At 47.8% G+C, this 19,041-nt stretch carries 17 protein-coding genes and 2 riboswitches (1 of these 19 only partly in view); of the genes, 8 read left to right on the plus strand and 9 right to left on the minus strand.

Annotated elements, in window-relative coordinates; translation table 11 throughout:
- Nucleotides 1–189: 189 nt before the first annotated feature.
- From P403_RS0110325 to P403_RS0110340, 4 genes are all read right to left on the minus strand, one after another.
- Complete coding sequence (locus P403_RS0110325; RefSeq protein ID WP_420805688.1) at nucleotides 190–462, minus strand: DUF1294 domain-containing protein; 273 nt, start codon at nucleotides 460–462, stop codon at nucleotides 190–192.
- A gap of 8 nt (nucleotides 463–470) precedes the next feature.
- The gene (locus tag P403_RS0110330) at nucleotides 471–1,211 is read right to left on the minus strand and encodes a TPM domain-containing protein (RefSeq protein ID WP_029332565.1); all 741 of its coding nucleotides are present in this window, start codon (nucleotides 1,209–1,211) and stop codon (nucleotides 471–473) included.
- Nucleotides 1,208–1,801 carry a LemA family protein gene (locus P403_RS0110335; protein ID WP_029332566.1) on the minus strand — a complete coding sequence of 198 codons (594 nt, stop codon included), beginning with the start codon at nucleotides 1,799–1,801 and terminating at the stop codon, nucleotides 1,208–1,210. Before P403_RS0110335 ends, P403_RS0110330 begins: the two co-directional genes overlap by 4 nt.
- A 111-nt stretch (nucleotides 1,802–1,912) precedes the next feature.
- Complete coding sequence (locus P403_RS0110340; protein WP_029332567.1) at nucleotides 1,913–2,749, minus strand: undecaprenyl-diphosphate phosphatase; 837 nt, start codon at nucleotides 2,747–2,749, stop codon at nucleotides 1,913–1,915.
- Nucleotides 2,750–2,921: 172 nt separating this feature from the next.
- Here P403_RS0110340 and P403_RS0110345 point away from each other — a divergent pair, with 172 nt between their 5' ends.
- On the plus strand, nucleotides 2,922–5,012 hold the full coding sequence (locus P403_RS0110345) for a heavy metal translocating P-type ATPase (protein ID WP_029332568.1): 2,091 nt from the start codon (nucleotides 2,922–2,924) through the stop codon (nucleotides 5,010–5,012).
- A 105-nt stretch (nucleotides 5,013–5,117) separates the two neighbouring features.
- Here the strand turns inward: P403_RS0110345 and P403_RS0110350 are convergent, their stop codons facing one another.
- The 3 genes from P403_RS0110350 to P403_RS0110360 all read right to left on the minus strand — a co-directional run bounded on the left by P403_RS0110350 (nucleotide 5,118) and on the right by P403_RS0110360 (nucleotide 7,635).
- Nucleotides 5,118–5,930: a ZIP family metal transporter gene (locus P403_RS0110350; RefSeq protein ID WP_029332569.1), complete on the minus strand. Its 813-nt coding sequence runs from the start codon at nucleotides 5,928–5,930 to the stop codon at nucleotides 5,118–5,120.
- Nucleotides 5,931–5,996: 66 nt separating this feature from the next.
- Nucleotides 5,997–6,326 carry a YolD-like family protein gene (locus tag P403_RS0110355; protein ID WP_029332570.1) on the minus strand — a complete coding sequence of 110 codons (330 nt, stop codon included), beginning with the start codon at nucleotides 6,324–6,326 and terminating at the stop codon, nucleotides 5,997–5,999.
- Nucleotides 6,310–7,635 carry a Y-family DNA polymerase gene (locus P403_RS0110360; RefSeq protein WP_029332571.1) on the minus strand — a complete coding sequence of 442 codons (1,326 nt, stop codon included), beginning with the start codon at nucleotides 7,633–7,635 and terminating at the stop codon, nucleotides 6,310–6,312. The genes P403_RS0110355 and P403_RS0110360 overlap by 17 nt, the downstream gene beginning before the upstream one ends.
- 210 nt (nucleotides 7,636–7,845) lie before the next feature.
- On the opposite strand from P403_RS0110360, the gene P403_RS0110365 reads away from it, so the two are divergent.
- On the plus strand, nucleotides 7,846–8,493 hold the full coding sequence (locus tag P403_RS0110365; RefSeq protein ID WP_029332572.1) for a pentapeptide repeat-containing protein: 648 nt from the start codon (nucleotides 7,846–7,848) through the stop codon (nucleotides 8,491–8,493).
- Nucleotides 8,494–8,583: 90 nt separating this feature from the next.
- Here the strand turns inward: P403_RS0110365 and P403_RS0110370 are convergent, their stop codons facing one another.
- Together P403_RS0110370 and P403_RS0110375 are read right to left on the minus strand one after the other, a co-directional pair.
- Nucleotides 8,584–9,339 (minus strand): MBL fold metallo-hydrolase, encoded by a 756-nt coding sequence (locus P403_RS0110370; protein ID WP_029332573.1) that lies wholly within the window; start codon nucleotides 9,337–9,339, stop codon nucleotides 8,584–8,586.
- A 73-nt stretch (nucleotides 9,340–9,412) separates the two neighbouring features.
- Nucleotides 9,413–9,913: an arsinothricin resistance N-acetyltransferase ArsN1 family A gene (locus P403_RS0110375; RefSeq protein WP_029332574.1), complete on the minus strand. Its 501-nt coding sequence runs from the start codon at nucleotides 9,911–9,913 to the stop codon at nucleotides 9,413–9,415.
- Nucleotides 9,914–10,505: 592 nt separating this feature from the next.
- Between P403_RS0110375 and P403_RS0110380 the strand changes: the two genes are divergently transcribed.
- The 6 genes from P403_RS0110380 to P403_RS0110405 all read left to right on the plus strand — a co-directional run.
- Complete coding sequence (locus P403_RS0110380; protein ID WP_029332575.1) at nucleotides 10,506–11,462, plus strand: AAA family ATPase; 957 nt, start codon at nucleotides 10,506–10,508, stop codon at nucleotides 11,460–11,462.
- Entirely contained in the window at nucleotides 11,459–12,541 is a 1,083-nt protein-coding gene (locus tag P403_RS0110385; RefSeq protein WP_029332576.1) for a DUF58 domain-containing protein, read from the plus strand. Before P403_RS0110380 ends, P403_RS0110385 begins: the two co-directional genes overlap by 4 nt.
- Nucleotides 12,538–14,610 carry a transglutaminase TgpA family protein gene (locus P403_RS0110390; protein WP_029332577.1) on the plus strand — a complete coding sequence of 691 codons (2,073 nt, stop codon included), beginning with the start codon at nucleotides 12,538–12,540 and terminating at the stop codon, nucleotides 14,608–14,610. Before P403_RS0110385 ends, P403_RS0110390 begins: the two co-directional genes overlap by 4 nt.
- Before the next feature lie 37 nt (nucleotides 14,611–14,647).
- A riboswitch (purine riboswitch) is annotated at nucleotides 14,648–14,749 on the plus strand.
- A 130-nt stretch (nucleotides 14,750–14,879) separates the two neighbouring features.
- The gene (gene guaA / locus P403_RS0110395) at nucleotides 14,880–16,400 is read left to right on the plus strand and encodes a glutamine-hydrolyzing GMP synthase (protein WP_029332578.1); all 1,521 of its coding nucleotides are present in this window, start codon (nucleotides 14,880–14,882) and stop codon (nucleotides 16,398–16,400) included.
- A 160-nt stretch (nucleotides 16,401–16,560) separates the two neighbouring features.
- A riboswitch (purine riboswitch) is annotated at nucleotides 16,561–16,662 on the plus strand.
- 134 nt (nucleotides 16,663–16,796) lie between these two features.
- Nucleotides 16,797–18,101 (plus strand): NCS2 family permease, encoded by a 1,305-nt coding sequence (locus P403_RS0110400; RefSeq protein WP_029332579.1) that lies wholly within the window; start codon nucleotides 16,797–16,799, stop codon nucleotides 18,099–18,101.
- An 86-nt stretch (nucleotides 18,102–18,187) separates the two neighbouring features.
- Nucleotides 18,188–19,041, plus strand: partial view of a proline dehydrogenase family protein gene (locus tag P403_RS0110405; RefSeq protein WP_235195251.1) — the 5' portion only. 64 nt of this gene lie beyond the right edge of the window; the window shows 854 of its 918 coding nt (coding positions 1–854); it begins with the start codon at nucleotides 18,188–18,190; its stop codon lies off the right edge, out of view.

Below are 19,041 nucleotides of genomic sequence, written 5' to 3' on the forward strand. Positions count from 1 at the left end.
TGTAGGAAGATACACCTAAAAAGATGTATTTATTAAATTGGTTAAATACTTTACCCAAAGATAATTGAAATGTAACTTCAATTCAAACATTTAGTACGCTATTGACCAAACTAAAAAAAGATAGAGAATTCGAAGAAAATCGAATCCTCTATCTTTTTTATCGGGTGATTGAACCGAAATGTAAAACGATCATGCGGTCATAAACAAAATCCAGCCCGTCGCGTGTAACAAAAGAGCAAGCGGGACAAGTAGCTGAAATTTCGGTTTGCGTGTTTTATGACGCACGAGTTGCATTCCGAGTAATGAACCGAGCGCACCTCCGAGAAAGGCAATCCAAAGCAATGTGGCTTCCGGCGTCCGTTGTGCATGTTGTTTCGCACGACGTTTATCGGACCACATCGAGAAGAAGCCGACGACGGTCATCACGCCGTAAAAAATAAGAACCATGTATAATCCGTTCATTAGTGTTCCTACCTTTCTGCGCCACCGCCGCCGGAACTACCGCCGCCACCACGACTTCCGCCACCGCCACCACCGCCGCCGCGCATAACGGCTGACAGGATGTTGATGATCGCGAAGAAGAACATGCCACCTGTAAATTTCATATCCAAGAACAATAACAGGACAAGACCTGCGCCGATGACGAGTTTGACCCAAAGACTCAATCCGTCTTCAGCATTCGCTTTAGGTGGATCTTGTGATTCGAGTGACTGTTCCTTCGAGACGACACTGATGACGGCTTTATAGGTTTCTGAAGCTGCTTTTCCGTAATCACCTTCGTCGCGATAGGGAACGGCGTATTGATCGAGGATTCGACCTGCCGTGATGTCGGTCAGGACACCTTCGAGCTTGTAACCGACCTCGATTCGGAAATTGCGGCTTTTTTCGTTTGGCGCCACGACCACCATGACACCATTGTCTTTTCCTTCTTGTCCAATCCCTTGGGCACGGAAGGTTTCATTCGCATACGTACTCAAATCTTGTCCTTTTAAGTCAGGGACAGTTTTTAAAACGACTTGTGCGGTCGTATATTGTTCGAGTTCCTGACCAAGACGAGCAAGTTCCGCTTCTTCCGACGCGGTCAGCAACTGTGCATCATCTTGGATGAAGAAAGCTGCGCCCGTGCGTTCTGATACGGCTTCGGCAGTCGGAGTCAGAAGGAAGAAAACGAGGAACGCACTCAGAAGGAGACGCGTTCTTCGCCAAATCATTTCGAATCACTGTTGAAATCGACCGTTGGGTTTTCGCGGTCGCTTTCTGAAATTTCATAGTATGGTTTTTTATCAAAACCAAACGCCGAAGCATAAAGCGAAGTTGGGAAACTACGACGTTTCTTATTGTAGACTGTGACGGAATCATTGTAATCTTTCCGTGCGATACCAAGACGGTTTTCTGTCCCTTCAAGCGTGTCCATCAACGACTGGAACCGTTCGCTTGATTTAAGTTCCGGATACGTCGTTTGTAAGGCAATCAATCCACGGAGGGAAGATGTGACTTGTTGGTCGGCTTCAATCCGTTGTTCTGTCGAAGCAGCGCGGGCAAGACCAGCTTGTGCTTCAGCGATATCACCGTAAACTTTTTCTTCTTGACCAGCGATACCTTTAACAGTTTCGACAAGGTTCGGGATGAGATCCGCCCGTCGTTTAATTTGGTTATCGACTTGTGACCACTTGTTCGAAACGTCTTCTTCGACGTTTACGAGACTGTTGTATTGTCCGATTGCTAAGAAAGCAATGATGACAACAACAGCAATTCCGATGATGAGAGGTAATTTAGAACCCCCACGATTTCTACGTGCCATAATTCGTTCACTCCTTTTTCTGTATCTCATCTACTATATACCCTAAACGGTTTCAATAAGTTTCAAAAAAACAAAAAACTATCAGCAAAAAACTGATAGTTTTTTTGTTTCTTACATGTAAACGACGATTGCAAGAATCCCAGCTAAGACAAGGCGATAGATCGCAAATGGGACAAGTTTGATTTTATTGATCAGTTTCAAGAAGAAACGAATCGATAGTAGCGCAAACGCGAACGATGCAACAAAACCGACGATGTAAAAGCCAAGATCGCCTACATTGATGTAATCCCAGTTCTTAACGAGCGAGAGAAAACTGGCTCCGAACATGATTGGCACAGCCATGATGAATGTAAAGTCAGCCGCTGTCCGGTGGTTCATTCCGAGGAAGACCCCTCCGGAAATCGTTGAACCGGACCGTGAAAACCCTGGCCAAAGTGAAATACATTGGAACAATCCGACGAGTGCTGCTTGGCGGTAAGTAATTTGGTCGAGCGTCGTCGTTTTCGGTTCTTTTGGACCGAGTTTATCCGCTGCGATCATCAAGACAGCTCCGACGGCGAGACCGATGATGACGGTATCGATCGAAAAGAGGTTTTCATCGATGAAGTCTTCGAACAATAAACCGAGGACGGCAGCAGGAAGCAGTCCGATTAAGACGTGACGCAGTTTTAATTTGTGTGTGCCCGTCGCATCATGCTCGCCTTCAATCTTATAGAGACCGATCAGGCTGAACAACCGTTTCCAAAAGACGACGATGACGGCAAGAATCGATCCGAGCTGAATGACGATCTTAAAGGTGTTCGCGGAGTATTTTCCGAGAAAGTCCGTTGTTTGGAGCCACATGTCGTCGACGATGATCATGTGACCAGTTGAAGAGACAGGGGCGAATTCCGTCATCCCTTCGACGAAACCGAGTAAGAGTGCTTTAAGTAATTCTAAGATATGCATGATATTCTCCTTCTATATTTTACTATCTAAAAACATATCATGTTTCATTCTTCTGAGATAGAACTAATCTGAATATCGGGCGCAAGACCGATAACGAAAACACCTTGTCGAATGAATAAAAAAAGAGTAGGATGGACTTATAATCAAACGAACATTTGAATGAGGTGGAGGAATGGAGACGAAAACTGAGCGATTACGAATTTCAGGAATTGATTGTGCCAATTGTGCGGCGAAGGTCGAGCGTGGTGTTTCGACTGTCGAAGGAATCGAAGCGGCAAATCTTGATTTTACGGGACAAAAGCTTTATATCACTTATCAAGGAGAGGCACCGGATGACGCGACATACGATGCGGTCGTCAAACGGGTACAAGAATTAGAGCCGAACGTCGAAGTTTCTCGTGACGTTCCATCTGACGAAAGTCATGTTCATGACCACGGTCCATTTTTAACGAAAATGAAAAAGATTCAATACAGCATCGGTGGGGTTGCCTTCATCAGTGCCTTCTTTTTACCGAGCTCAATTGAACTTATCTCATTTGCGCTGGCTTACTTCTTAATCGGTTGGGATGTGTTACGAAACGCGCTCCGAAATATTCGTCAGGGACAAGTATTTGATGAAAATTTCTTGATGGTCATCGCGACGGTTGGTGCTTTTCTAATTGGCGAATACCCGGAAGCGGTCGCCGTCATGCTGTTTTATCAAGTCGGTGAGTTTTTCCAACACCGGGCAGTCGATCAATCACGCAAATCGATTGCTGAATTAATGGATATTCGCCCTGAGACGGCAACTCTTGAAAATGGACAAACGATTAGTCCGATGCAAGTGAAAGTCGGGCAACGGATTTTAGTCCGACCGGGCGAAAAGATTCCGCTCGACGGAACAATCCTTGAAGGAGAAGCGTTCATCGATACGGTCGCCTTGACAGGAGAATCGGTTCCACGACGTGTCCGTACGAACGATACGATTCTTGCAGGGACGATCAATACGGATGGGCGACTGTTGATTCAAGTCGATCGTCTCTACAGTGAGTCGACGGTCGCGAAAATTCTTGATCTCGTCGAAAATGCTTCGCGCCATAAGGCACCGACGGAAAAATTCATCACCCGATTTGCTCGTGTCTACACACCGGCAGTCGTCGGGATTGCGACGTTACTCGCCGTGCTGCCGCCACTCTTTGTCGCAAATGCGACATGGGAAGACTGGATTTACCGGGCACTTGTGTTCCTTGTCATCAGTTGTCCCTGTGCGCTCGTCATTTCCATTCCGCTCGGGTTCTTCAGTGGAATTGGTGCCGCTTCAAAACGCGGGATTCTCGTGAAGGGTGGAAATCATCTCGAGGCATTACAACAGCTGGATACGGTCGTTTTTGATAAAACAGGGACCTTGACAGAAGGGGTCTTTGAAGTGACGGAACTCCGCCCGGTTGCTTGTTCAGACGAAGAATTGTTGAAAGTGGCAACGCTTGTTGAACAGCATTCGAATCATCCGATTGCAAAGTCCATCCAACGGACATATGCAAGTTATGGTGAAGTGACGGAATCCGTTCAAGAGTATCGCGAAGTCGCAGGATCAGGTGTCGTCGGTCGCTTCGGAACGGATACGATTCGTGCCGGGAATGCCCGTTGGTTCAACGAACTTGGTTATGAGACGCTTGATCAAACGGCAGACGGGACGTACATTCATGTCGCACGCAATGATACGTATCTCGGCTACATCCGAATTGCTGATCACATTAAAGACAGCACGGTTGAAGCACTTGCTCGCCTCAAAGCACTCGGTGTGCGGAAAACGGTCATGTTGACGGGCGACCGCCGGGCAACGGCAGAAGCAATCGGCCGTCAAATCGGGATTGACGAAGTTGCAGCAGAACTATTACCTGATCAAAAAGTCGAACAACTCGAACTGATTTTGAAGCAAGCGGATGGAAAAGTGGCCTTTGTTGGCGACGGCATCAATGATGCCCCTGTTTTGACACGAGCCGATGTCGGAATCGCGATGGGCGGACTCGGCAGTGATGTGGCGATTGAAGCCGCAGATATCGTCCTCATGACAGATGAACCAAAGCAGTTGGTCGAAGCAATTGAGATTGCCCGTGCGACACGAAAAATTGTCTATCAAAACATTTTCTTCGCACTTGGCGTGAAAGCCGTGTTTCTCCTGTTTGGTGCATTTGGTTTCGCGACGATGTGGGAAGCTGTGTTTGCGGATGTCGGTGTAACCGTCCTGGCTGTTTTAAATGCGATGCGCATCCTCAAAAAATAACCAAAGGTCCACGCTGTAAGGTGCGGACTCAAAAGTCATTCCAAGATCAACCTGAAAACTCCTTCACCGGCGATGAAGGAGTTTTTTTGTTCAATCGGTTTGTTTTTAGCCTAAGGCGACATCAAGAATCATCATGACGGTAAAGCCGACCATTAGACCGAGTGTCGCTAAATCCGAGCCGTTTTCAGCTTGTGATTCAGGAATCAATTCCTCAACGACAACAAAAATCATCGCGCCGGCTGCAAAGGCGAGTGCGTAAGGCAGTAACGGCTGAATGAAGAAAACGGCAGCCGCCCCGATCATCGCCGCAATCGGTTCAACAATAGCGGACATTTGACCGTAATTGAAAGCGCGACGGCGTGACATGCCTTCACCACGAAGCGGAATCGATAAGGCAGCACCTTCCGGCATATTTTGAATCCCGATTCCGAGTGCGAGCGTCAAAGCACCAGCGACTGTCGCCCCGTCCATATTTAACGCAGCAGCACCAAAAGCGACACCGATTGCTAGACCTTCTGGGATATTGTGCAAGGTGATGGCTAAAAAGAGCAGAGTTGCCTTTTTAAGACCGGTCGAAGGGCCTTCTGCATTTTCAAGTGGTGCGGATAAGTGTAAATGTGGTGTGACGAAGTCGAGTAAGCGAACGAAGAAGCCACCTGCTAAAAATCCGATTGCAGCCGGAAGCCAGGCGATGCCACCATCCTGTTCCGTAAATTCAATCGCCGGAGCGAGCAGTGACCAAAAGGACGCAGCGATCATGACACCGGCGGCGAAGCCGAGCATCATATTCATGACCTTTTTTTCAATTGTCGTAAAGACGAAAACAAGTGCCGCCCCAAGTGCGGTCAAGCCCCATGTCATCATCCCGGCGAGTAATGCCTGGATCACGACGGGGAGTGAAGTAAACCATTCAAACATACAAACATTCCTTCTTTCAAATCATAATTCAAGAGATAAGTGCATTATTGAAGCCCACTGTCACTCCTACCCGTTTTCAATCCGAACTAGTCGCATCAGTGGAATTTCGATCGAATTTTGACTCCGGACGTGCAGAAGTCCTCGTTCGCGCTCGATTCGTTCGATGAATCCGGTCAGTGTGATATAGCTTCCCTCCTTATAATACGTGATTTCAAGTTCTTTTCCTTCCATTAATGCTTCTTCGAGGATGAATTGCCATGATTCTTGAAGTTGTTCATCGATGGGCGGTAGTGTTAAACGATGCGTATCTTTATAATAGTCGCGCAACAGTTGAATGTACTCCGGCATCAAAAACGGAATCCATTTTAAATTGCCACGGTCACGATACCGTGTCATTGCCGTCACCTCCCGGATGACCACCGACGAAGCGGAGGCGGCGCTTGGCGACACTTGTATCAAGAAAAGAAACAGCGAGGCGGATGGTTCCCTTCCCGTAACGGACGTTGACATGATCGATTGCCTTTAACAAGCGTTTGCGTTTCCAAACACGGGTATTGTCTTCGAACAACGACAGTTGCAGTGCACCTTGGTCGGGGACGAGTTGACCGAGCGAGACGGACAAAAAACGAATCGGTTCGTGTTCGAGCCAGTTCGGCTCGAACAGCTGAAGGATATGCCGAAGGATAATCCGTTCGTCTGAAGTCGGATAAGGGAGACGGAGTTGCTTTGAAAATCCTGCCCGGACAACATGTCTTGAGTAACGGACACCTAAGTGAACCGTCCAGCCGAGTTGATTGGAAAAGCGGACGCGGGCTGCGACATCGCTTGCGAGCTCACTTAAGACCAGTCGAATCTGGTCGTATTCGTAATAATCACGCATCAGTGTCACGCCATGACCAATCGTCTTCTGTCGGGATGATGCCGGACGAAATAAAGCGGTCGGGTCAATCGTCGTCGGAGATTGATCGATGCCCCATGCATGATGCCAAAGTTCGGCACCGATGACACCAAAACGTTCGTGTAGTGTTTCTAATGGTGCGGCCGCCAAATCGCCGATCGTCTCAATCCCTAAATGATTCAGGTGATGCTCCATTTGATGACCGACTCCCCACATCTTGCGAATCGGAAAGTCATGTAAGAGACGCGGGACGTCGGCGTAACCACAACGCGCGATGCCTTGTTTCTTCCCGAGTAAATCAAGGGTTAGTTTCGCGATGACGTTATTAGGACCAATCCCGATTCGGACGTGAATACCGGTTTGTTCCAGGATAGCTGACTGTAATTGGTTAGCCGCTTCAAAATCCGTACCGAAGAGGTGCTCCGTTCCCGTCATGTCAATGAAACTTTCGTCAATCGAGTAGACCCGGATTGCTTCCGGTGGTCCGAATTGATGGAGCACATCGAGGACACGAATCGACGTTTTCATGTAGCATAACATGCGTGGTTCGACGATGTGAATCTGCTTTCGTTCCTTATACGGGAGTTGTTCAATCTGGTAGAGACGGCTTGCCGTTTTGATACCAAGCGTCTTCAAAGCAGGGCTCGCCGCTAAAATGACGGAGCCGCTTCGTTTTAAATCGGAAACGACGGCTAATTTTGTTGTTAATGGTGGTAGATTTCGGTAATGGCACTCGCAGCCGGCATAAAAAGAGACACTATCCACGCAAAAAATACGTTGATTTGGAAAATCCGTATCAGAAGACACGAAAATCACTCCTTAGAGAACATGCGTTCTTATTTTATTTATGTTGATTCTAACACGGTCTCAAAGTGTCTCAAATCAAAAATTGAAAAAGAGTGTACATGTCATCACTTTTTTTGAGCGCGGCATGACTTTAGAGATCATCCTCTTGAGTCATATTTAGGTAACAGGTTTGGTACACTAAGGACTGAGAAGAAGAAGGGTTGGGAGAGAATGAAGAAAAAACCGATCATCCATCTACCGGATGTCCCGAATAATTTAGCAGTCGAAACATTTGCAGAAATCGAAATCGATGATCCGTACTTGTATCAAATGATGTATGAAAAAGAAACGTTACCGATCGAGCTGACGGAGCGGATCGATGCCAATCAAGTCTGTTTTCGGAATGTCTCATTTGCGGGTCTCGTGTTTGATCGCGCGTCATTTGAAAATGTCCGATTTGAGCAGTGCGATTTGACAGGCTGTCAGTTCCGTGACAGTCGTTTTCATCGCGTTCTGTTTCAGGACTGTCGCCTGACAGGGGTTCAATTAGAAGAAACGACACTTGATCATGTCACGATCAAAGCATGCCAGGCGAATTACTTACAAGTGATTCGGACATCGCTCCGACAAGTAATGTTTGAGCAGACGGCGATGCGGGAGACACAATTCTTCGAAGGGAAACTCATCGATTTACGTTTTGAGGATGTTGAATTGATGGAAAGTCAGTGGGTTGAAACACCGTTAAAGGGACTCGATTTACGACAAGCGGACGTCTCGGGGATTACGATTGATCCACGCTTTTTGACAGGGGCAATTGTAACGGAAGGACAAGCAATCGCATTTGCCCGATTACTCGGTCTTGTCATTCCGCAAGAATGAACATGAAAAAACTGGACGCTGTTCCTCTTCCTTTTAGGGAAACGGAAAACGTCCGGTTTTTTTGTATTCGTATGACCTCGAAGGAGAGACTTAAAAGGACAGCGTCTCGCCGTCGTCCGGAATCAAAAAGTGAGCGGAGAGATGATTTGCTGCTAAAAAGTCAGCAATCATATCGCGGCGGAGGAGGCAGTGGTTGACAGCTTCAAGGTGTGAGACGACAATCGTCGCTTCAGCCGCTGCCTTGTGGACCGCTAATAGATCACGTTCCGACATCGTGATTGGTTCACCTGTCAGGAACTGAGCCGCACCACTATTGACGACGATGACATCGGGGGCATACGTATCGATCGCAGAATCGACGTCGTCGCACCAAATCGTGTCACCGGCGATATAAAGCGTCGGTTCATCAGGATGTGTAAAGACGAGACCGGATACGTGTCCCATCCGTTGCCCGATTTCGCCGACGCCGTGTTGACCATTCGTGCGGTAAACTTTGACATCGCGCAGTGTCACGCCTTGGTCGAACGACTGAACGTCCGTGAATCCGGCCTCTTGAATGACAGAAACGTCCGTCGCGTTTTGGGCATAGAGCGGAACCGCCTTCGGGAGTAGCTGTTTGGCAGCATCATCGAAATGATCGGCGTGAAGATGTGTCACGAAGACGGCATCCGGGTCGAGTAAGGTCGAGACATCGACCGGTAAGTCGACAAGGGGGTTGCGGTGGGTGTTCGGTGTATGGTCGAACGGAGGAAGCGAACCCTTTTCACCGAGAAAAGGATCAATTAAAAAAACTTGGTTGGCATAGGTCAAGACGAGTGTCGCATTTCGAATTTGCTGGATGTTCACAGGCAATCTTCCTTTCTTGTACGAATCTTCCTCGTCTCATATTCCCGACTTGCCGAACCTTTAATCCAAAACATCATTGGTCCGGTTTAGGGAGAATTTTTTCCATCGCCAGGACATCAACGTAATATCCGTTTAACATTCCTTGTTCTTTAAAGGTACCGACGATTCGGAATCCGGCTTTGATGTAGAGTTTTTGTCCAATCCGGTTGAAGGGGAACGTAAAGAGAATCAGCTTATGCATCCCTTGAGCAATCGCATGTTCTTCGATGATGTCGAGTAATCGTTTACCGATTCCTTGTCCGCGGTGCGTCCGTGTGATGTAGACGGACAGTTCACCGACGGACTGATAGACGGGACGCGGATTGTAGGCATCGAGCGAAATGAAGCCAAGAATCTTTGATCCTTCATAGGCGACGTAACCCGCATGTCGCTCGGAGCGTTCACTGAACCATTGCTGCATGAAGGCGAGATCTTTCGTATCCGTCTCGAGCGTCGCGATGCGGTCTTCAATTCCTTCATTATAAATGGCGAGCACGTCCGGTAAGTCGGCTTCTTGAACGAGACGAATCATCATAAACGTCAGCTCCTTTTTGTGTCCTTTTCTTCATTATATCGGAGATGGGTGAAACAAACGGCATGTTTCTAGAATAGGAACGACAGAACAACAGCCGATGTCCTCTATCGAATAGAAGACATATAGATGAAATGACGTAATTTTTTACGTTGGTTTCGTCGCTCTTTTCCTTCTAGAATTGCCTTTTAGACAACGACGTATTACCGGTTTCGAAAAAATAATTAAAAAAACAAGGTTTAACTTCGAATAGATTCGGTAATATTCATTATATGAAAGGATGGTGATGCACATGAATGATTACCAATGTAGAGGGAACGATCGCATGTCGCTTCGAGTAGAAGAGGATCACCGGACTTGACGAACGGAATAAGTTTATAGACACGGATTGTACCCGTGTTTTACGTGCACCTTGCACGAATCAAGAACGGTTTACGGCATGTAATCGTTCCTGAAACACAAAGGGGGGGTCGCTTTGCGGCGCCCCCTTTTTTGTGCGTATTGAGAGACTCATATGCCTTTCCAAAGGGGCTGTGGGTATGAGAAGATAGAAAGAGTCAGAAAATTCAACTACTAAAGAGCAAGGGGCCTGACAATGCGAACATACACAAGGGAGATTCAAGCAATCATCGACAACGTAGAAAAAGTAATCGTCGGTAAGGAAGATGTTATTACACAATCGTTAGCAGCGCTACTTGCCGGAGGACATGTCTTACTTGAGGATGTACCGGGTGTCGGGAAAACGATGCTCGTGCGCGCATTCAGTCGCTCAATCGGCCTGACTTTTAAGCGTGTTCAATTCACACCCGATTTACTCCCCTCGGATTTAACGGGTGTTTCGATGTATAACCAAAAAACGAGTCAATTTGAGTATCGTCCGGGTCCGTTGATGGGCAATATCGTCCTCGCGGATGAAATCAACCGAACCTCTCCGAAAACCCAATCGGCGTTACTGGAAGGGATGGCGGAAGCAAATGTAACGGTGGACGGAGAAATCCATACGCTTCCGAATCCCTTCTTTGTCATGGCGACGCAAAATCCGATTGAGCATGAAGGGACATATCCGTTGCCGGAAGCACAACTCGATCGCTTTTTAGTCAAAGTCAAGATGGGCTATCCGGATTTTCAGCAAGAGATGAAGTTGCTGAATCGATTCGAACGCGATGAACCAATCGATACGCTCGAATCGGTCATCGGGCGCGACGAATTGTTAAGGATGAAGGAAGAAGTCAAGGAAGTCCACGTCTCACAACCGGTTAAAAAATATATCGTTCAGCTCGTCCAGGCCACGCGTGAGCATGCTTCGCTTTACCTTGGAGCCAGTCCGCGTTCATCGATTGCTTTAATGAAAGTCGCGCAAGCCTGGGCTTATATGGAAGGGCGGAAATTCGTCTTACCCGATGACGTGAAACACCTGTTGACACCCGTCTTATCACACCGGTTGATTTTGACGGCAGATGCTCGCTACCACGGACAGTCGGCTGAACGGGTATTGGAACAGGTGAAAAAAGAAGTTGCGGTGCCGATTCAACACGACGTGGAGTCTTTATGAAACGGTGGCAAATCGGCTGGCGTTATGCCGTCCTGCTCCTGATGGTCACGGCATTGTGGATTTACGCCCGTGTGGATGGTGGAAATGTAGCCTCGTTACTGTTCTACGTCATGGCAGGTTTGACTGTCTACTGGACGATTTTTTTAATCTGGCCCGTGACGAAAGCCGTCGCGACGCGAGAAGTTTCGAATAAAATGTTGATTGCTGGGACGGACATTCCTGTTGTTTTACAAGTTAGACGAAAATACCCCTTTCTTGTCGGGACCGTCGAAGTGACAGAGGACGTACCGGAAGCGTTGAGTGCGGAGCGTTTAGACATTCGGCGCTCGTTACGTGCCCATTACCGGAAGACGGAACAGATTGAATATGTCATTCTATCAATTCGTCGTGGACTGTATCAGATTCCGGGTTGTGTGATTGAAATCACGGATCCGTTCGGTGTATTCATGCGAAAAAAACTCTATCCGGTCGAAACGTATCTTGCGATTGAACCGGCACGGCTCGCGACGCAGTTGCCACATGAAGACGACCGGGGGGACGGCGGAATTTCGCCCGTCTCGCTCGATTTGCGGCAGTCATCCTTTACCGTCGTTGGAGTCCGGGAATATGTCAGTGGCGACCGGATGAACCAGATTGATTGGAAGGCAACGGCGAAACGCCAAGGTTTGATGACGAAGACATTTGAACGGGAACAAGAGCGGGAAACGACAATTGTTTTTGATGAAGGAACGGTGAGTGATGCGCAGTTCGAACGGAGCATTTCGATGCTTGCTGATGCGACCGATCAACTCAACAAACGGCGCTTGAATTACCGGATCCATCTCGTCGGTCATGCTGTCCAGTCCCTGTCGCTACCACTTGAAGGGGCGAAGCTGACACATTATTTGATGACGGCTCAACCGAGTCGGACCCGGTCCTTCATTGAGTCGTGGGAGTATTCCTCAAAAGCATTACGTCTGAGTGGAAACGTCCTCTTCATCACGCCGGACCTTGAATCGAATAACGAAATGTGGATGTCTAAAATCAGACAGGAAGCGACCGTGCATGTCTATACGCCGGAAAGGAGGGGGAGCCGATGAGTCGACGACTGATTTGGAACTTACTCGCGGCGTTACTACTTGCGAGCTTCATGCCCCCGCTACTGGAACTGACGACGTTTGACAGCATCGTTCCTTTCTTGCCGCTTCTTTTGACACCACTCCTGCTATCGCACGTCCAAAGACGGTGGTTTTTAAGTGGTAGTCTACTTGCTTTGATTGTGTCTTTTTACTTCATCTTGACACCGGGAGAAGCACCGTGGCGACTATTAGGTGAAATTACGGATGATGTATCACGTGTCATCAATGGGGAGTTGCCGGGACGACCGTCCTTCGCCTTATCGATCGGTCTAATTAGCTTTTTAATCGGCTACCTTGGTCGCCGGACCTTCCCGAATCGAGGATTTGTCGTTGGGTTGACTGTCGGTGTGATCGGTTTCATCGCCTATTGTGACACATGGACGGATTACTCGGGTGACCAGTTCATCTTGTATCCGATCCTCCTGGCATTACTGTTGTTGTATGCGACAGAAATCAATGAACGACCGACTGCCTCTTACGTTCGGCCGATTAGTGCCTTGTTGATTATCGGTGTAACGATCGTTGCAGCACTGCAAAGTCCAGTCATCACAGCGACGTGGCAAAACAGTTGGTATGATTGGACGTCACGTTTTGAAGGAGAAGGTACATCGACGAATACGATTCAAAAAGTCGGATATGGCTCGAACGATGAACAGCTCGGTGGTCCATTCCAAATGGACGACCGTGAAGTTTTCCAAGTCGAGAGCGAAGGGAACCGGTACTGGCGGGTCGAGACGAAAGATATCTATACCGGTAAAGGCTGGGTCTTATCAGAATCAAATCCTGAAATTGATGGTCGCGGCTTCTTCTCACACTTTGGCGATGACGTCGAGACACGTGAAGAGAGCGCAACGTTCGAGCTGGCTCGCGAGTTGCCGTTTGTCCCTTACAATGGAGATAACGTGCGCTTGACGGCAGATGATCAACGGCAAAATCTTTTAATCAACCCGGAAAATCAAAAAATTTCGTATCTCGACGATGCAGCACGGCAACAAAATTATCAGATTCAGTATGCGTATCCACTGTTTACTGAAAAACTACTCCAAACGGATGAACCGGTAAAACTTTCAGAAATGGAACAAGATCGTTACCTGCAACTGCCGAGAACGTTACCGGACCGGGTTCGTGATTTAGCGGCTGAGATCGTTGCTGATGAAGAAACACCGTGGGAGCGCGCGAAAGCGATTGAAAATTACTTCGAGCAAGAAAACTTTGAGTACAATACGGAAGATGTTGCTGTCCCGGAAGAAAATCAAGATTATGTCGATCAATTCTTGTTCGAGACGAAGCTCGGTTATTGTGATAACTTTTCGACTTCGGCAACTGTTTTACTACGAGCAGCTGGATTACCGGCACGCTGGGTCAAAGGCTTTACAGGTGGCGAATCCGATGTCATCGGTTCTGCTGTCACGAGTTATACGGTTCGAAACAAAAATGCCCATTCCTGGGTCGAAGTCTACATCGAAGGACCGGGTTGGGTACTGCTCGAGCCGACTGTAAGTTTTGACGGGGCAGGACAATATACGATCAATCAAGAGACTGATAACGAAACGGAACAATCAAATCCACAACGGGATACAGAAACAGATACGGAAACGGCAACACCGAACCGTCCGCAGGAAAATCTTCTCGATGACGCCCAAGCGACGACGGCGAATCAGGCGGAAAAACGTTCGATTCCCGTCTGGCCGATCATTGGTACGTTGCTCGGTCTTGTGTTCCTCTATCTGTTTAGAAAGCCAATCATACGAACGGCCGCAATTCTCTTCTTCCGTAGCCAAATCAAACGACCGGAAGGGTTCAAACGGATGTATCGCTTCTTGCTCCGACGTCTCGATAAACAAGGGTTCCATTATAAGGATGGACGGACACTCGCGGAACTTGCACATGAAGTCGATGTGTACTACGAAACGTATGCGATGCGCCCATTGACGGATGCCTACGAACGGATGATTTATGGTGGTGAAACGTTGTCACTTGAAAAGAAACGTGAATATTTCGAAAATATGATTCGTCGCGTAGAGGGTTGATATTTTTGAATTGATACAGTTACAATGAGAACAACGTAAATCATACATGCATCTCCTTTGTATATACTCGCGGATATGGCGCGAGAGTCTCTACCGGGTCACCTTAAACGACCTGACTATGAAGGAGCAGACCCTTCGTATACATTTTTTTGTGAAGCGGCCTGCTCTTTTTCCATTTTATCCATGGGGGAAGAGTGGGCTTTTTTCATAAGGGTACGCATGAAACTTGAAAGGCGGGAATAGATTTGGAAGCACATTTGGACCAAGAAATGATCCTCGTCCTCGATTTTGGAGGGCAGTACAACCAATTGATCACACGACGCATCCGTGATCTCGGAGTTTACAGTGAACTGCATTCGCACAAGATTACGGCAGCGGAAATCAAAGACATCGCACCAGCCGGTATCATCTTCTCCGGTGGACCACGCAGTGTCTACGCAGAAGACGCGTACCGCTGTGATCCGGAAATCTTCGAACTCGGGATTCCGATCTTCGGTATTTGTTACGGCATGCAGTTGATGTCGCAACACTTCGGCGGTACAGTCGAGCGTGCCGGACACCGCGAGTACGGAAAAGCGACATTGACGCTGAACGATCCGTCTCCGATGTATGCGAACTTGCCACTCGAACAGACGGTCTGGATGAGCCATAGTGATCTCGTCACAGCGGTTCCGAACGGTTTCGTCGTCGATGGGACAAACGTTTCCTGCCCGATTGCTTCAATCAAAAACGAAGAGCTGAAAATGTATGGTGTCCAGTATCACCCGGAAGTCAACCACACGATGTTCGGGAAAGAACTCTTGAAAAACTTCCTGTTCGAAGTCTGTCAGTGTACAGGCGACTGGTCGATGGAAAACTTCATCGAAATCGAAATCGCAAAGATTAAAGAAGAAGTCGGTGACAAAAAAGTCCTTTGTGCGCTTTCAGGCGGTGTCGATTCGTCCGTCGTCGCAGCACTGATTCATGCGGCAATCGGTGATCAGTTGACATGTATGTTCGTCGACCACGGTCTCTTACGTAAAGGGGAAGCGGAAAGTGTCATGAAGACATTTGCCGATCACTTCCACATGAACGTCATCAAAATCGACGCGCAAGACCGTTTCCTGAACAAATTAAAAGGGATTTCGGATCCGGAGCAAAAACGTAAAATCATCGGTAATGAGTTCGTGTACGTCTTCGACGAAGAAGCGTCGAAATTGACGGACATGGACTTCCTTGCCCAAGGTACGCTTTACACGGATATCATCGAAAGCGGAACCGATACGGCACAAACGATTAAATCGCACCACAATGTCGGTGGATTACCGGAAGACATGCAGTTCAAGTTGATTGAACCGATCAACACGTTGTTCAAGGACGAAGTCCGTGCACTCGGTAAAGAACTTGGTTTGTCGGACGAAATCGTCTGGCGTCAGCCGTTCCCGGGACCAGGTCTCGGCATTCGTGTCCTCGGTGAAATCACAGACGAGAAGCTTGAAATCGTCCGCGAATCCGATTTCATCCTCCGCGACGAAATCAAAAAAGCTGGTCTCGAACGTGAGATTTGGCAGTACTTCACGGTCTTGCCACCACTTCGTTCAGTCGGTGTCATGGGTGACGAGCGGACATACGACTATGCAGTCGGTATCCGTGCTGTTACGTCGATCGACGGCATGACGTCGGACTGGGCACGCATCCCGTGGGACGTACTCGAGAAGATTTCTGTCCGGATTGTCAACGAAGTCCAGAACGTTAACCGCGTCCTGTACGATGTGACGTCGAAACCACCTTCAACGATTGAGTGGGAATGATTTTACGACTCTTCTTCCTGAGAAATTAGGAAGAAGAGTTTTTTTGTAACGCTTTCAAAACCGAACGTTCGGATAAAATTCGACCTTAAATTTCGCTTTTATGGTTGACCGTGCATTTCGAGCATGCTACGATGTGTCTGTTCTTATTTTAAATCATCTACTAAAAAACAAAAAATAATGCCGTATAATTCTGGGGATATGGCCCGGAAGTCTCTACAGGAACACCTTAAAGGTTCCTACTACGGCGTGCACTGATTCTAGTGTGCGCTTAAAGAAACGGCTTTTACCGCTTAGGTAACTGCCGTTTTTTTCGTTTCTTGAGACGGCTTATTTGGAAAGAAGGCAACCATGAGCACACAGATGAAACCGCAACAACCTAAACAAAAGGAGAACGCGATCGCGCGATTCTTCGACTTCGACGGACTCGGTACGAACATGCGGACAGAGTTCATCGCCGGTATGACAACATTCTTCGCGATGGCGTACATCTTATTCGTTAACCCGAATACGTTAGCAGACGCCGGGATGAATCCTGGTGCTGTCTTCGGTGCAACGGCGCTTGTCGCCGTCATCGGTTCAGTCACGATGGGCTTACTCGCGAATTATCCGATTGCTCTCGCACCCGGTATGGGACTGAACGCGTTCTTCGCCTACAGTGTCGTCATCGGCATGGGGATTCCGTGGGAAACGGCATTATCCGGTGTTTTAGTATCGGGTCTTGTCTTCATGGTACTGACGGCATCAGGGATTCGTGAAACAATCATCAATGCGATTCCAGAACCACTTAAAATGGCAGTTGCTGCCGGAATCGGTTTATTCATTGCCTTCATCGGTCTGAAAACAGGCGGCATCGTCGTCGCGAACGAAGCGACGCTCGTCTCACTCGGTAATTTGGGTCAAGGAACAACGTTACTTGCTGTGTTCGGTTTAGTCGTTTCAGCGATCTTAATGACACGCGGAATCAAAGGCGCCATCTTCTTCGGAATGATTTTGACGGCAATCGCGGGAATGATTTTTGGATTGATTCCTGTTCCGTCAAGCCTTGGTGAAATCGTTTCAGCTCCACCGAGTATCGCACCAACATTTGGACAAGCATTCCTTCACTTCAATGAAATCTTTACTGTCCAGATGGCAGTCGTCATCTTAACGTTCTTCTTCGTCGATTTCTTTGATACAGCGGGAACACTCGTTGCCGTTGCGAACCAAGCAGGATTAATTAAGGAAAATAAAGTCCCACGTGCAGGACGCGCTTTGATCGCTGACTCAACAGCAACAGTCGCAGGTTCAATCCTTGGAACATCAACGACGGTTTCATACATTGAATCAAGTGCAGGTGTCGCAGCAGGTGGTCGCTCAGGAATGACGGCAATCGTAACCGGCTTATTCTTCGGGCTTGCCTTGTTCTTCTCACCACTGCTCGCCGTCATTACGGCACCGGTCACAGCACCGGCACTCATCATCGTCGGTGTGTTGATGGCATCCTCACTTCTCCAAATCGATTGGAAGAAGTTCGAGTATGCAGTTCCAGCCTTTTTGACGGTCATCATGATGCCGCTCACGTATTCGATCGCAACGGGAATCGCATTCGGGTTCTTATTCTATCCAATCACGATGATCGCGAAAGGTCGCGCGAAAGAAGTGCACCCGATCATGTACGCCATGTCACTCGGATTCCTAGCATACTTCATCTGGTTACACTAATTTTTCGTATTAAGCTGACGTCTTTCTTCTATATAGAAGAAAGGCGTTTTTTTAATGGAGAGTAGGGAATGAACAAACAGGAGGTGATGAACGTGTTGGAAAAACTAACAGGTCCGATATTCGAACGACTCGCTGTCGATAAACGTCTTATTCGTGTGGCCCGAGCAGTTGGCTTACCTTTAGGGGGGACATTATTCGTAGGAGGGCAAACAATCGATGAGACGTTCCGAACAGTCCGAACGTTGAATGCGCAGGGTCGGGCAGTCACGATTGATTGTTTAGGAGAGTTTATTCACAGTGTGCAGGATGCAAAGGCGATTGCGGATGAATGCATTGATGTTTTGTACCGATTAGAGAAAGAACAAGTGGATGGACAAATTTCATTAAAGTTAACATCCGTCGGCGTGCGCTTAGATCCGGAACTCGCCCTCATGCAGATGGAGCGTATCCTTGAAGTCGCACTTCAGCTGAATCGCCGGGTGACGATCAACATGGAAGAGTACGAAATGACTGAATCGATTTTGAAAATTTTCCGTGTGCTTCAGTTCTCTTACCCGAACCTTGGCGTGGCGCTTCAAGCAAATCTGCACCGTAGTCGTTTTGACTTAGATCAACTCGAACCGATGACCCGGATCGTAAAAGGGGCATATACGGGTTCGAAGGAACATTACATCGAAGATAAGGCGATGGTAGATGCCAACTATCTTCTATTAGTAAAACAGAATTTGATGAAAGGACGTTATACGCAAATCGCAACACATGATGACGATATGATCGAGGAACTACTCGACTTTATTCGACAAGCTGACATTTCAGATGAGTGTTTTGAATTTCAAATGCTTCAAGGGATGCGACCGCAACGTCAGAAAGAGTTGGTCAATTCAGGATATCGTGTTGTCGTGTATGTACCGCACGGAGTAGACTGGTATACGTACTTGAT

This window comes from Exiguobacterium oxidotolerans JCM 12280, from assembly GCF_000702625.1.
In the GTDB taxonomy this organism is placed as follows: domain Bacteria; phylum Bacillota; class Bacilli; order Exiguobacteriales; family Exiguobacteriaceae; genus Exiguobacterium_A; species Exiguobacterium_A oxidotolerans.